General features: G+C 44.7%; 11 protein-coding genes. 5 read left to right on the plus strand and 6 right to left on the minus strand.

Going from position 1 to position 15418, the window contains the following annotated elements:
- Nucleotides 1-66: 66 nt before the first annotated feature.
- From QO189_RS02495 to katG, 5 genes are all read right to left on the minus strand, one after another.
- On the minus strand, nt 67-237 hold the full coding sequence (locus tag QO189_RS02495; RefSeq protein ID WP_371531367.1) for a hypothetical protein: 171 nt from the start codon (nt 235-237) through the stop codon (nt 67-69).
- A gap of 30 nt (nt 238-267) precedes the next feature.
- The gene (locus tag QO189_RS02500) at nt 268-1287 is read right to left on the minus strand and encodes an LLM class flavin-dependent oxidoreductase (protein WP_371531368.1); all 1020 of its coding nucleotides are present in this window, start codon (nt 1285-1287) and stop codon (nt 268-270) included.
- Between the two features lie 284 nt (nt 1288-1571).
- On the minus strand, nt 1572-4100 hold the full coding sequence (locus QO189_RS02505; protein WP_371531369.1) for a membrane-bound PQQ-dependent dehydrogenase, glucose/quinate/shikimate family: 2529 nt from the start codon (nt 4098-4100) through the stop codon (nt 1572-1574).
- A gap of 203 nt (nt 4101-4303) precedes the next feature.
- The gene (locus QO189_RS02510; RefSeq protein WP_371531370.1) at nt 4304-5233 is read right to left on the minus strand and encodes a LysR substrate-binding domain-containing protein; all 930 of its coding nucleotides are present in this window, start codon (nt 5231-5233) and stop codon (nt 4304-4306) included.
- A gap of 368 nt (nt 5234-5601) precedes the next feature.
- Nucleotides 5602-7785 (minus strand): catalase/peroxidase HPI, encoded by a 2184-nt coding sequence (gene katG, locus QO189_RS02515; protein WP_371531458.1) that lies wholly within the window; start codon nt 7783-7785, stop codon nt 5602-5604.
- Nucleotides 7786-8548: 763 nt separating this feature from the next.
- Between katG and QO189_RS02520 the strand changes: the two genes are divergently transcribed.
- From QO189_RS02520 to QO189_RS02540, 5 genes are all read left to right on the plus strand, one after another.
- The gene (locus QO189_RS02520) at nt 8549-10177 is read left to right on the plus strand and encodes an MFS transporter (protein WP_371531371.1); all 1629 of its coding nucleotides are present in this window, start codon (nt 8549-8551) and stop codon (nt 10175-10177) included.
- A gap of 52 nt (nt 10178-10229) precedes the next feature.
- Nucleotides 10230-11102: a peptide chain release factor N(5)-glutamine methyltransferase gene (gene prmC, locus QO189_RS02525; RefSeq protein WP_371531372.1), complete on the plus strand. Its 873-nt coding sequence runs from the start codon at nt 10230-10232 to the stop codon at nt 11100-11102.
- Nucleotides 11103-11148: 46 nt separating this feature from the next.
- Nucleotides 11149-11940, plus strand: a complete 792-nt coding sequence (locus QO189_RS02530) for a ThiF family adenylyltransferase (RefSeq protein ID WP_371531373.1) — start codon at nt 11149-11151, stop codon at nt 11938-11940.
- Nucleotides 11941-12030: 90 nt separating this feature from the next.
- Entirely contained in the window at nt 12031-13374 is a 1344-nt protein-coding gene (locus tag QO189_RS02535) for an ABC1 kinase family protein (RefSeq protein WP_371531374.1), read from the plus strand.
- Nucleotides 13375-13500: 126 nt separating this feature from the next.
- Nucleotides 13501-14757 (plus strand): YbfB/YjiJ family MFS transporter, encoded by a 1257-nt coding sequence (locus QO189_RS02540; RefSeq protein WP_371531375.1) that lies wholly within the window; start codon nt 13501-13503, stop codon nt 14755-14757.
- A 23-nt stretch (nt 14758-14780) separates the two neighbouring features.
- Here QO189_RS02540 and QO189_RS02545 read toward each other — a convergent pair whose 3' ends face one another.
- Nucleotides 14781-15269 (minus strand): Lrp/AsnC family transcriptional regulator, encoded by a 489-nt coding sequence (locus tag QO189_RS02545; protein ID WP_371531376.1) that lies wholly within the window; start codon nt 15267-15269, stop codon nt 14781-14783.
- Between the last annotated feature and the right edge of the window lie 149 nt (nt 15270-15418).

Below are 15418 nucleotides of genomic sequence, written 5' to 3' on the forward strand. Positions count from 1 at the left end.
TCTTATTACTGTTTTACTGCATTAAAAAAGCCCCTTTTTCAAAGAAGAAAAAGGGGCTTTTTTATATTAATTTACATTGTCTTGGTTGCGTTTATCTTCTCGACGTCGTTTTTGCTTTGGGCTAGTACGATAGGTCAGATATCCACCGATGGCCATGACTGCAAGAAATGCCAAGATATACATAAATATCGACGAGCCAATCATCAATGAGGCGCCAACAATAGCAGTTGCTTCCATGTCAAAAATCCAGTTAAGGTTTAGCAATAATTATGCAAGTGTCTCATTTGATTGTAAAGTAAATAAGTTTAGCTCCGGTGTAAGTTCAAGTGAACGAATACGCGCTGCTTGATTATGTACATTAGCAGTCACAATCAATTCATCTGGTTGATGGGTTGCCAAAAACGCAGCCAATTTTGGTTTGACTGTTTCGACAGATCCAGTAAATGAAACTGACAGTGCATTATCTACCATCATTTTTTCTGCTTGGCTCCAGATACTGTCCATATCGTGCGTAGGCTTTGGCATCTGACCTGTCTCACCACGGCGCAAGCGTACAAAACTCTGCTGTGCTGAGGTAAAGTGATATTGAGCAGTTTCATCGTCGTCAGCCAATAACAAGTTTGCAGCCAGCATGACATAAGGCTTATCTAAATAGGCAGACGGTTTGAACTGCTCACGATAAGCTTTAATTGCTTGTCCTAGCATTTGCGGTGCAAAATGTGAGGCAAACACATAGGGCAGTCCTAAATGCGCGGCTAAGGTCGCGCCAAAAAGGGACGAGCCTAATATCCAAATAGGGATGCCTGATCTGGCACCAGGAAATGCTTGTACAGGGCTGCCATCTGTATCATTGCCCAAGAAGTACATCAGTTCTTGTACATCTTGTGGAAAACGCTCGGCGTCTTTCATTTGGCGGCGCAGTGCCTGAAACGTAGCGCCATCAGTGCCAGGCGCGCGTCCTAACCCTAAGTCAACGCGGTCACCATATAATGCCTGCAATGTGCCGAATTGCTCAGCAATCACGAGAGGTGCATGGTTCGGTAGCATCACGCCACCAGCCCCAATACGGATGCTCTCGGTTTGGCTGCCGATATGTGATAGCAATACTGAGGTTGCTGCACTGGCAATACCCGGCATATTGTGATGCTCAGCCATCCAATAGCGGTTTAGACCAGACTTTTCAGCTTGCTGTGCGGTTTCAACCGTTTGGGCGATGCCTTCAGCGATTGTATTGCCTTCAGGTACAGGGGCTAGATCTAAAAAAGATAAAGGGATTTTGTTGCTCATAAATTATCCAATAGAGTGATTAATTATTTTCTCTTGATATGCTTGTCGCCACTATCGATTTCAAGCGGTGTTACCGAGTAGCAATAAATCATAACAAAGACAGATTATCGATGATTTAGGCGCTTGATGAGCAACAGCATCCGTTGACAAAAAAGCCTATCATCATAAAAAGAATCGTATGATAAAAGCGTCAGCACATAAAAAAGCAGATAACCGAAGTTACCTGCTTTCTCAAAATGACTTTATTTGACTGAGTGGTTATTGCAGTCGATTACTTAGATCGATTATTTAGCTTGGTCACCAAGCTTATAAGCCACAACATAATCACCAATCTTCGTACCTACTGAACCATGTCCACCAGCTACCAGTACTACCATCTGCTCACCTTTAGAGTTCAAGTAAGTCATAGGTGTAGCCTGACCACCTGCTGGAATACGAACATTCCATAGCACATCGCCATTCTTTAGATCATAAGCTCGGAAGTTGTTTTCGGTTGCAGCAGACAAGAAGGCCACGCCACCTTTGGTAATGATAGGGCCACCGATACCAGGCACGCCCAGCTCAAACTTCAATGGTAAAGGAGACAAGTCTTGAACCGTGCCATTTTTGCGTTGATACGCAATCTCACCTGTATCTAGGTCAGCTGCAGCGACCGTGCCCCATGGTGGCTGCTGACAAGGTACACCTAAAGGAGATAAGAAGGGCCCAAGCTCTACTGCATAATCTGCGCCTTCATTGGCATTAACGCCCTGTTCGCCTTTATTGGTCTCAGCATCACCTAGTGATTCTTTAGGAATAAGCTTTGAGGTAAATGCCAAATAGGTCGGCATACCAAACATCACGCCATTTTCAGGGTCAACAGCGAGGCTACCCCAGTTAAAGGTACCGAAGTTACCAGGATAAACGATACTGCCATTCGTTGACGGCGGTGTATAACGACCATCATAATTAAGTTGATTAAACTCAATACGGCACATCATTTGATCGATAAGGCTAGCGCCCCACATGTCTTTTTCTTTCAACATCGGCGGCTCAAAGCTCAAACCAGAATAAGGTTGCGTTGGAGCGGCATGTTCACCCGCCACCAAGTAACCTTGCGGCGCATCACGTTCTTTAATTGGCACGATTGGTTCGCCTGTTTCGCGATTCAATACATACACATCGCCTTGTTTGGTAGGAACAACAAGTGCAGGCTGAACGCCGCTATCAGTATTTAAATCAATCAGACTTGGTTGGGCAGGTGTATCCATGTCCCATAGGTCGTGGTGTACGAATTGTTGAACCCAACGTGCTTTACCTGTTTGAATGTCTAAAGCGACCACAGAGGTTGCGTATTTTTCTTCAGCTGCGTTTCGATAGCTACCCAATTGATCCGGTACACGGTTGCCCATCGGGAAGTAGACCAAACCAAGCTCTTCATCCGCACTGGCTGTTGACCATGAGTTTGGTGAACTGGTTTTATACGTTTGAGTGGGATCATTGACATCGAAAGGAGCTGTGTTGTCAGGATCGCCTGAATCCCAGTTCCATAATAGCTCACCAGTATTGACACTATAAGCACGGATAACACCAGAAGGTGAGTTCACATCATAGTTATCATTAACTGCACCGGCCACAACAATCGTGTCGCCGACGACAATCGGTGGAGAGGTCGAATAGTAATAGCCATCTTGTTTATATGGCATATTGTGCATCAAATCTAACGAACCATCTTTCCCAAAATTCTGGCAGCGTTGCCCAGTATTTGGATCAAGTGCGTATAGTTTGGCATCAGAAGTTGGAATGAATATCTTAGCATCACATTGTTTAGATGCTTTTTCAAAGGTATTACCAGCCACTTTTTGTGCCATCACAGTGCTGGTCGCAGTTGCTTTATTGGCAACAGCTACTTCATTATCACTGCTTACCTGATCATTAACTGCTGGAGTGGTAGTATCTGTACCAGCTTGACCAGCATAGTAGGATACGCCGCGGCAAGTTTGATGTTGACGTTGCAGGTCTCCTGATATTTTAGGATCAAATTTCCATAAAGTCTCACCAGAGTCAGCGTCTAGCGCCATGACCCAATTGTGCGGCGTACAAAGATACAGGGCGTTACCAATTTTTAGAGGCGTTACCTCATAAGTGGTCTCACCAGTATCATCAGGACCTTTGACATCACCAGTTTGGATTTGCCAAGCAACTTCCAAGTCTTTGACATTATCAGTATTGATCTGAGTCAGAGGAGAGTAGCGTTGTCCATAGTCAGTACGACCATACGCGCTCCACTCGCCATCTGGTGTTTGCTCGCCATTTGATAATGGGTCGCCAAGGTTTGCAGAAGTGGCGTTTTGATCGCCGTCATCTTTGGCAGTTAAATCGAGCTCGCCCAATTTGTCGGTGGCATTATTAGCCATACTACCGAAAGAGAGTAGTGCACCCACAACCACACTGGCCATTAGTCCCCAATAGTAAAGAGGACTTTTCTTAGCGTTGTTTGTGGTTGCTACTTGAGCGTGTTGCCCGTGCATCTTCTTAGAGACCCACGGTAAAAGCATTAATAAACCAAATATTAGCGGGAAGCCCAAGCGAGTTGCCAGCGCCCACCAATAAAATCCAGATTCCCAAAGCGACCATACTAGTGTCACAACGATAAATATCGCGTACACCCCGTAAGCACTCCAGTGTTTTTTGAACAGTAAAAATGCTGTCGTTAACATCATAACGCCAGCAAAAAGATAGTAAGGACTACCGCCTAAAGAGAGCAGATAAGCGCCGCCAATAAGCAAGGGGGCGGCAAAAACTGCCATAATGATCGCTACGAGTTTTTCCATGAGCGGTATCACCTGTTACATAGAAGCAAATGGACATGCAGTGATCGACACCCAGTACAATTAAATGTCTAGGCGTCCAGCAATACATGCAGAAATAAAAACGAAATAAAACGTTGAATAACGTTCTAGACTGTATTTTATCACTTATACATAAGCTCGGTAAAGGTGGGGTAAGGTAAGACCAGCGGTTTAAACCCTTTGTTTTAGTTGTCGAATTGTTTCTGACACAGCTCCATAAAGGCGCGACCGTATTGGCGGATTTCCGCATCATCACGCACCGCCATCCAACTGGTGAAGCGCCCGAAGTGATCAACTGGTATGGCCGTTAGGTTCTGATAGTGGCTCGGCTCAAATGCCATTTCGGCAATAATACCAATGCCTAAGCCAAGTCCGACATAGGTGCTAATCACATCAGCATCCAGCGCCGCTAGTACGATATCTGGCTCTAAACCTGCTTCTTCAAAAGTTTTATCAATGGCACCGCGTCCAGTAAAGCCGCCGTGATAGGTCACAATGGGATAGCTGGCAAGAGTCGGCAAATCGATAGAGTCTTGCGTGGCAAGTTCATGATCGCTCGGTACGATGACCCGATGCGTCCAGTCGTAATAGCGGTAGCACCTGAGATAGTTGTTGTGCAATAAGGACTCGGTTGCGATACCGATATCAGCCTGACCACGAATCACCATCTGTGCGATGGTCTCAGGATCGGCCTGTTGCAAGATCAAATTGACTTTAGGAAAGCGATCTTTAAATTCTTTAACCACTTTCGGCAAGACATATCGTGCCTGCGTGTGAGTCGTCGCAATCGTTAGTGTACCGATATTAGGATTATTAAAATCTAGGCTTAAATTTTCAATCGTACGGATTTCAGCAAAGATGGACTCGATATGTGGCATAAGCGCCGTACCCATGGTGGTCAGCCCTGTTAGACGCTTTCCTTGACGAATAAATACTTCGGTCTTCAGTTGGTTTTCAAGTGCCGCGATATGCTTTGACAAACTTGATTGGCTGGTGTGTAGCACAGTCGCTGCTTGACTTAAGTTATAGCCATTAATCACCGTATGCCAGACTGTTTCCAGCTGCTTGAGCTGAATTTGCAAATGTCGCTGATTGACCACTACATCGATTGCCATTACTGAATCCTATTGTGTAAAAATACAAACCTTATCTATATTTGAAAGATTTGTATATGAAAGTAAAAACGTACAAATGTGCCATAAGAGCGTAGTGTAAAACAAAGCTATTATTCTTGTATATAATAAATAGCTATCAATTTATGATAATTATGAATATAGATTTTTTATAGTACTTTTGCTTTTATGGTATTTCTTACAGTCACTTAATTTTAGTCATTTGATTTATTTAGGTAGGGTGTGTAACTCAGAATATTTAAGACTGTTGAATATCTAAATTTTAGGTATAAAAAAACAGCTACCTTCTAAAAGATAGCTGTTCATGATTGATAAACTTACTCACTGTTCATTAATCTAATCAATAACGCTTATTCAGCAACGTCATAACGATCAGCATTCATGACTTTACTCCAAGCGCGAACGAAATCACGAACGAATTTCTCTAAGTTATCGTCCTGCGCATATAGCTCAGCATAAGCACGCAAGATAGAGTTTGAGCCAAATACCAAATCTACACGGCTGGCTTGCCATTTGACGTTGCCCGTACCACGCTCACGTACTTCGTAGTTATTAGCAGTATTATCTGCTGCATTCACAGGATGCCACGTGTAGTTCATATCTGTTAAGTTGACAAAGAAGTCGTTGGTTAGTACGCCAGCGCGTTCAGTGAAAACGCCTTCTTGGCTCTGTCCATGGTTGGTATCAAGGACACGCATACCGCCAATCAATACGACCATCTCAGGCGCGGTCAATCCCATCAACTGAGTGCGATCGAGCAGCATCTCTTCATGAGAGACTGCATAATCTTCTTTGACCCAGTTGCGATAGCCGTCATGCAGTGGCTCTAAGTCTGCAAAAGATTCTGCATCGGTCATTGCTGCTTCGGCATCACCGCGACCTGCGGTAAACGGTACGGTAACCTCTACGCCTGCATCTTTTGCTGCTTGCTCAATAGCGGCATTACCAGCGAGCACAATCAGATCGGCCAAGCTCACGTCTTTATCAAAATCAGACTGAATACGGGTTAACGCCTCAAGCACACGTTGCAGCTGCTCTGGCTCATTACCTGCCCAGTCTTTTTGCGGGGCTAAACGGATACGTGCGCCATTTGCACCGCCGCGATAGTCTGATGCGCGGAATGTACGTGCGCTGTCCCATGCGGTGATGATTAATTCACGGCGACTCAAGTCACTGTCCAATATTTGCGATTTTAGCGTTGCAATATCATCAGCATTTAAGTCTGCATTGCCTGTTGGAATAGGGTCTTGCCAGATAAAGTCTTCGCTCGGTACATCTGCCCCTAAGTAACGAGATTTAGGCCCTAGATCGCGGTGAGTCAGTTTGAACCATGCTTTAGCAAACACTTCATCAAAATACGCTGGATCTTGATGGAATTTCTCTGAAATCTCACGATAAACAGGATCTTTAATCAACGCCATATCAGCATCAGTCATGATTGGGTTGCGGCGGACACTTGGATCATGAGCGTCTAATGGACGATCTTCTTCTTTAATATCCTTGGGCTCCCACTGCCATGCACCTGCTGGACTTTTGGTTAATGCCCAGTTGTGATTCAAGAGTAATTCAAAATAGCCGTGATCCCATTGGGTTGGATTGGTTGTCCACGCGCCTTCAATACCACTTGAGACGGTATCACCTGCATTGCCATTGCCTTTAGGATTGCGCCAGCCTAGACCTTGCTCTTTGACGTCTGCCGCTTCTGGCTCGTCTTCTAGTGTCGTCGCATCGCCATTACCGTGACACTTACCAACGGTATGACCACCCGCGGTCAAAGCAACCGTTTCTTCATCGTTCATTGACATACGCGCAAACGTCGTACGCATGTCTTGAGCGGTCTTTAATGGGTCAGGATTGCCATCAACACCTTCAGGATTGACATAGATCAAGCCCATTTGTACTGCTGCTAGTGGGTTTTCGAGGGAGGCACGATCTTCATCGCTATCGTAGCGGTTTTCGGTCGGTGCAAGCCATGCGCGTTCAGAACCCCAATAGATGTCTTTTTCTGGATGCCAGATATCAGCGCGACCACCAGCAAAGCCTAGCGTTTTAAAGCCCATAGATTCATAAGCCATGTTGCCTGCCAAGATCATCAAATCCGCCCAAGACAGTTTATTGCCGTATTTTTTCTTGATGGGCCACAGTAGGCGACGCGCTTTGTCTAGGTTGACGTTGTCCGGCCAGCTATTTAGTGGAGCAAAACGTTGATTGCCAGTATTAGAACCGCCGCGACCATCGGCTCCACGATACGTACCCGCCGAATGCCATGCCATACGAATCATCAAACCACCATAATGGCCCCAATCTGCTGGCCACCATTCTTGTGACTCGGTCATTAAGTTTTTCAAATCGGTTTTGACCGCTTCTAAATCGAGTTGCTTAAAAGCTTCAGCATAATCAAAGTCTGCTCCCATTGGATCAGTCTTTTTGTCTTGCTGATGCAATATGTCTAGGTTTAAGCTGTTTGGCCACCAATCAGTGGCAGCAGAGGCTGTGGTAGTATGTGCCTGATGCATGACTGGACAGCCACCCATACTAGGGCGCTGCGGTGCGTGTGTCTGATCGACGTTTTCACTATGAATCGTCGGTCCTTTATCATCACCTTGATCATAGGTTGTGTTAGTTGGTGCGTTGTTATCGCCGTGGTTCACAGGACAACCGGCAGTATCTTGCGCTGTGTTTTTATCAGTTGGGGCTTTGGTTGAGTCGGACATGGTAGAACTCCTAGGCTATGATAATAAAAAGAACAAGTAGTCAATCGAGATAATCATTGTTGATATAGAGAGCATAACGAAGCACTGTGTATTTATAAAACTAATATATAAGAATTATAAGTTTTAAATTATTAATCATTAAGTCTTGGTGTAGTACCTCATCTAGCTTACCATTAACGCCATTGCTCTTGTTACTAGGCAGGACAGTAATAAGCCGATCAAGTTTGTATTGATCCTACCTCTATCTATATATTACCGATAAATGAAAGCGTTGTCAGACATCTTTAATGAGAGTAAGTAGTAAGAAAACTAAGGACTGATTTAACCATAGTGAAAGATTTCTATAATCTGCGTTACTGCCGCGAAATATAAGCCGTTATGAAAATGCCAGAATCAATGAGTTAATGCAAAAACATCTAGTCAAGGTAGAGGTTCTCAAGTACCATAACTGAATTTTGTTGTAATGATCATATTGGTGCAACGTAGAGCAATTTTTATCGATCTTTTTATGGATAACTGATTCTAAAGATTGATAAAAATTGTGCGCAGTTGTGTTATTTGTCTCAATTGTTGGTGAGTTATTATGTCTGCTGTCAAATCTGTACCACCCAAACCTCCCATCGCCAAAAAATCATGGGGCGAGGCGGCGAAAGCCTATCTTGATCGGCGTGCTATGATCATGCTGTTTTTGGGTTTTGCAGCGGGTATTCCTATTTTGCTTATTTTCTCCAGCTTATCGTTATGGCTGCGTGAGGCAGGATTTGATCGCAGTGTGGTGACAACCTTTAGTTGGGCAGCATTGGGTTATTCGTTCAAGTTCATTTGGGCGCCCCTAGTAGATGCGGTGCCGCTACCGATATTAACTAGGTTATTGGGCCGTCGTCGTAGTTGGATTTTGATCGCACAGCTCTTGATTATTTTGGCGATTTATATGATGGCTAGCATCAATCCGACCGATGAGAGCAGTTTGCATTATATGGCAATGGCAGCCGTGCTATTGGGCTTTTCATCCGCCACGCAAGATATTGTGGTCGATGCCTATCGTATTGAGCTTGCCCCTGCGAGCTTCCAATCGGTATTGTCGGCAATGTATACGGCAGGCTACCGTTTAGGGATGATTTTTGCAGGCGCAGGTGCGCTCTATTTGGCAGATTATTTCGGTTCGACCGAAGAGTTTTATAGTTATGAAGCATGGCGCAATACTTATTGGATCATGGCAGCAGTGATGGGCGTAGGTGTGGTGACCACGCTGATAATTCGGGAGCCTGTGAGCGAGCAGATACGTATTGATCGTCCCGCCTCGGACTATTCTCGCTTAGTACTGGTATTTGTATTGTCGGTCGTCGCTTTTATCATTGCTTTTGTCAATGTTGGCGCGTTACTGCCAGAGACAGACAGTGTGATGTTTGCCTTTTTACTTGAGGTGATTCATCTATTAGCAAGCCTATTGGTGGCATCGGTTGTGGGTTACCTGTCTGTCAAAGTAGGCGTGGTCAAACAAGAAATGGCCTATACGACTTGGGTTGAACCCGTCGTTGATTTTTTTCGCCGTTATGGCAAAAAAGCATTATTACTACTGGCCTTGATTGGTTTATACCGCATTTCTGATATCGTAGCAGGGGTTATCTCGAACGTCTTTTACCAAGACATGGGTTTTAGTAAGACAGACATTGCCAATGCTGTGAAGTTAGTAGGTGTTATCATGGTTATTGCGGGTGGCTTTTTGGGCGGGATTTTGGCTCAAAAGATGCGTATGATGCAGGCGATGATGATCGGTGCCATATTAGCTTGTGTGACGAATTTATTATTTGTCCTGCTCACTTATCATCCTGGTAGCTTACCGCATATGTACGTGGCCGTGATTTTTGATAATTTAGCAGCAGGTCTTGCCAGTGCTGTATTCATCGCGTTCTTATCTGCCTTGACCTCGATTCGTTTTACGGCGGTACAGTATGCTATCTTTTCATCGCTAATGACGCTAATACCGAAGGTGATGGGTGGTTACTCTGGCGCTGTCGTCGACAATATGGGCTATCCGTTTTTCTTTATTTTTACCTTTGCGATTGGCGTGCCAATTTTGATATTGATTTACTTGGTCGATAAACACATTGTCATTGGTGATAATGACGATATATACGGTGATAATGACAAATTAACAAAGGCAAATCCAAACCTGACCGATACCAATGAGCCACCGCGCGCGTCAGAGTAGCGTCGGCAGTACTTTCGCATTTATATATCCACAATATCTTTAAGAGTCACTTATGACAGCATTGAACATTCGTCAAATCAAGCAGCAAATTGGGCAACTGACGAATGGTGATACGAGCAGTCAGATGCCATCATTTTGGCTAACGGACTGGTTATTACATGTCATTGATAAGCCGAAACTGTTTTTGATGACGGATGACGACTATCAACTAACCGATAGTGAGCTTGCACAGTTCAATGCTGGTGTGGTAAAGATGCAGCAAGGAATACCGCTTGCTTATCTGACTGGACAGCAAGAGTTTTGGTCGCTGAATTTTAGCGTCAATGAGCACACCTTGATCCCCAGACCCGATACCGAAGTATTGGTCGAACAAGTATTGAATTGGATAAATGCTCAGCCAGTATCGAGAAATCATAAGCGCTTGCTGGATTTAGGTACGGGGTCAGGTTGTATCGCTATCAGTCTTGCCCATGAGTTAAAGCACGCTGATTGGCAAGTGGTGGCGGTTGATCTATCGCTTGAGGCGCTCAAGGTTGCTCAGCACAACGCCGTGAGTAATGATGTTGCTCATGTTGAATTTATCCAAAGTAGCTGGTATCAAGCGCTACCCACTGGTGCTGAGCATTGGTTTGATGTGATTGTCTCAAACCCACCCTATATTGACGAGGCAGACGAGCACTTGGCAGGGCTAACCGCTGAACCGATCAGCGCGCTCAGTGCACCCAATCATGGTTTGGCTGATATCGAGCATATCGTCCAGAAGGCACCAAATTATTTGCGTACAGATGGACTATTGGCTATCGAACATGGCTTTGACCAAGGTGCTACGGTTCGGCAGCTATTTTTAGACAGCGGCTTTGAATCAGTACACACGGTACAAGATTATGGTGGTAATGATCGCGTCACGCTAGGGCAATGCCCATAGATAGGTTTTACGAGTAGGCTTCTTTAATGATAGGTTGTGAATAAATATGGCAGAAGAGATGGTACAGCTATCAGATGATGAGCTACTCCGTTATGCACGGCAAATACTACTAGACGGTTGGGATATGGATGCTCAGCTGCAACTAAAATCAGCACGCGTGGTGATGATAGGGGCAGGCGGGCTTGGTTGTCCAGCGTCTGAGACATTAGTGAGAGCAGGGGTAGGATCTGTTCATTTAATCGATGATGATACGATCGAGGCAAGTAACCTACAGCGCCAAACACTATTTTTGCCAGAAGACATTGGTCAGTCCAAAGCGCTGACAGCAGCGGCTATGCTGGCGCGCATCAATCCTTTGATAGAAGCTTGCGGAACAGTGGCAAGGTTAAATGAAGACAACGCTTATGAGTTGCTCGATATGGCTTCGGGTAAGCCAAACTTGTTATTGGACTGTACGGATAACTTTGCGACTCGTGACGTCATCAATCGCATTAGCGTACGCTATCAAATTCCATTACTCTCTGCCTCGGCAATTGCGATGCAAGGGCAGCTAGCACTGTTTGAGCCACATCTAGACACAGGTTGCTATCATTGTGTGTTTGGCTCAGTCGTGCTTGATGAAGCCGCTGATGAGCAGACTTGTGCCAATTCGGGCGTGCTCGCGAGTACCACAGCTGTCATGGGTAACCTACAAGCCAATACTGCTTTGCAGTATCTGGGGTTAACCAAAAATCCACTGACAAACAAGCTACTCATATGGGATGGTAGTCAGATGCAGCAACGGCTGATGGGTTATAGAAAAGATCCAGAGTGTCCTGTCTGTAGCAGTCCCAATTGAATAATGTGCCTTTGATGTATCTTTAGATTATATTGTCTATTTTCAGAATTATCTATTTTTAAATCCTTTTTATTACCATAGTTGTTTTTTATGAAAATTCATCGTCCGCATTTATTAAAGCATACTTTTAACGTCGTTAATCGTGTTCGCCAAACAGCGAGTGTGGCAGGTCTGTCTGCGCTGAGAGTCGCAAAAGGGGAGAAACCTGATGCAATGCTACTCAAAGAAACCTTTGAGCAGTTAGGCACGACTTATATCAAAATCGGTCAGTTTATCGCCAGTACGCCATCGCTATTTCCACGTGATTATGTCACCGCTTTCCAGAGCTGTTTGGATCAAACCACGCCATTGTCTTACGCTTATATCGAGCAAGTGCTAAAAGAAGAACTAGCGACTGATGGTATGAGTCTTGATGATAAGTTTGCGCATATTGATTCAGAGCCGCTAGCATCCGCCTCTATCGCTCAAGTGCATGCAGCACGGTTGCACAATGGCGATGAGGTAGTGCTAAAGGTACAAAAGCCTGGCGTCGAGACGATCATGCAGACCGACTTGGGCGTCTTGCACGGCGTGACTAAGCTGCTTGAAATAGTGATGCCGTCGATGAAGTTTGCGAGTATCGCGCCGATTATCGATGAGATTCGCCTGCGTATGCTTGCCGAGACCGATTTTATCGCTGAGGCACAGAATATTCGCGATTTTCAGCAGTTCTTAGCCGTATCAGGCAACACTCGGGTCGTGGCACCAACCGTGTATGAAGCGTTGACCACCAAGCGTGTATTGACGATGAGCCGTCTATATGGGGTTTCTATGGTTGATGAATCGCTCATGCGTCAGTACTGCAGCGATCCTGCGCAAGTCATGGCAGATACGTTAAACACATGGTTTGCCAGTCTCATGCTGTGCAATAGTTTTCATGCTGACCTGCACGCGGGTAACTTAATGCTATTGACCGACGGGCGTATTGGTTTCTTAGATTTTGGTATTGTGGGTAAACTAAAAGCTGAGAGCTGGCGCGCGTGCATGGGTATGATGCAAGCGATGCAAGATAGTGACTATCAAGCGATGGCACGCCATATGATTGATATGGAAATGACGCATGGCAGCAATAAAGTTGATGTGGTTGCCTTAGGTAATGATTTAGAGCGCATGATGATAACGATCATGGCAGAAGATAAGACCTTTACTAGCGGCGTACCGTTTAATAGTAAAGAGCAGGCCGACGAGCTCAATAAAATGATGCTTGAAATTGTCGAGGTTGGCAAACGTCATGGTATCCATTTCCCGCGCGACTTTGCTTTATTGACCAAGCAAATGTTATATTTTGATCGGTTTATGCGTACGCTAGCCCCTGACATGGATATGTTTAGCGATCAGCGTGTACAAATGCTAAGACAGGATACGACAAACACAATATCGTTAGATGTATCGTAGCGTTTGTTTTTACTTTATGCTGTTTTAATAATGCCAATAACTGCTTGACTCCTACTTGTTTTACTATTGCTTTTAATTATCTAACACAAAGGATTGTGTGCTAATTGCCACAAAAATGGCGCTGTCATGATGACTGCTATTAAAAGCCGTATCGCTCCTACCATCACCAATGAAGCTGCCATCGCCTGTATCGGTATGTACTGCATGGCAGTTGTCATGGGCTATGGACGCTTTCTCTTTACCGCCACCTTACCTGATATTATGGTGCAATTGTCATTATCAACGACGATTGCAGGCTGGCTAGCATCAATCAATTATATCGGTTACTTTATCGGTGCCCTCATTGCCATGTTTGTGCCTCAGCGCTCGACATGGCAAGCGATGACGCTTTGGGCGATTATAAGTGTTGTCACAACGATGCTACTCGTCGTACCAAATATGTCGTTAACTTTATGGTATATCATTCGTCTAATTGCGGGGATTGCAAGCGGGGTAGCGATGATATTGAGCTCATCGTTTGTGATTCAAAACCTGAGCCCCGAGCGCCGCTCTATACTCTCGGCCGTACATTATGCAGGCATTGGCGTTGGTATTAGTGCTTCTGCCATTGTGACGTGGTGGCTTCTAACATTGGGCTATCACTTTGATGTGATTTGGCTGGTTGCAGGCTGTACCAGTTTACCGCTGATATGGCTCCTCTACGCGATAAAACCCAAACCAGTAAATAGTTTGGAGTCACAGTTGACCGATTCGAAACAGCACGTCTCAGTGCATCAGAGCTATTTGAACTTCAAACGCTCTTTATATGAAGCGATTTCTGGACACCATAAAGCGCTTGCTTTACTTTTTATGAGTTATATATTGGCAGGATTTGGCTATATCAGCTCAGCAACTTTCCTGCCTGTTATGGCAGCACAGCGTCTAACGACACAGACCTATGCTGGATTGATGATTTGGTTGGTCGTCGGTATTTTTGCGATGTTGTCAAATCCGTTATGGGGCGCGCTTGCCAAACGTATCGGTGAGATAAAAACCCTAATGGGTCTCACGGTATTACAAGCGTTTGGCATGTGCTTGCCTATATGGTTTGATGGTGCGCTTGGATTATATGGCAATGCAGCTATTCTAGGGTTGACCTTCGTCGGTATGGTAGCAATGACACTCACGTTGTTTAAAAACATCAATCCTGCTTATTCTAATTTGCTGATTGCATTGGCAACGCTCGCCTATGCACTAGGGCAGTTCTTGGGACCTTTGGTAACGGTAGCATTGGCAGGACAGGATGGCAATTTCAATGCAGGGTTACTGGTCGCTGCTATTGGATTGATGATTGGGTTGATATTAATCATATTATTCCGTAGACAATCACCAATGCTCGCCTAGCGTTTTTAGTGCCCTCAACGCTTTTATACGACGCTACGGCTAAATACTTCTCGCAACTCAAAACTGGTATGAACTTGAGCAACACCCTCAATACGATTGAGGCGATGCAATAAAAACTCCTCATAATGTGCCATATCACGCACTCTGACTTTAATCAGATAGTCCTCTGTACGTCCTGTGACAATACTACAGCTCACGACTTCCTCAAAACTCTGAACGCTACGCTCAAAATGCTCAAAACGCTCAGCCGTATGACGGTCCATACTGATAGCGATAAACACGGCAAGCGGATAGCCAAGTTTTTGCGCATCGGTTTTGGTGTAGTAACCCGTGATAATGTTTGCATCTTCCAAGCGTTTAATACGACGTGCGCAAGGGGTGGCAGAAAGGTTAACGCGCTCAGCCAGTTCCGTGATACTCATACGTGCCTGCGTCTGCAACAAACGCAATAATTGCTTATCGATGTCATCTATATTTGCTGTATCTGCACTTCCTATATAATTTTCTGGCATTTTGCCTCCTTGGTAGTGAATTTATTCGATTATAATAAATAAAATAGGTTTTTCCACTAAAAATATAGAAAATAAAATAAAAAATAGCAGGTTTCTATTTGCTAAACTTTGCTATTATTATGGTGTAACTACTCGTTACCCCGTATGAT

The organism is Psychrobacter sp. Arc29 (genome assembly GCF_041431175.1).
Taxonomy (GTDB): Bacteria; Pseudomonadota; Gammaproteobacteria; order Pseudomonadales; family Moraxellaceae; genus Psychrobacter.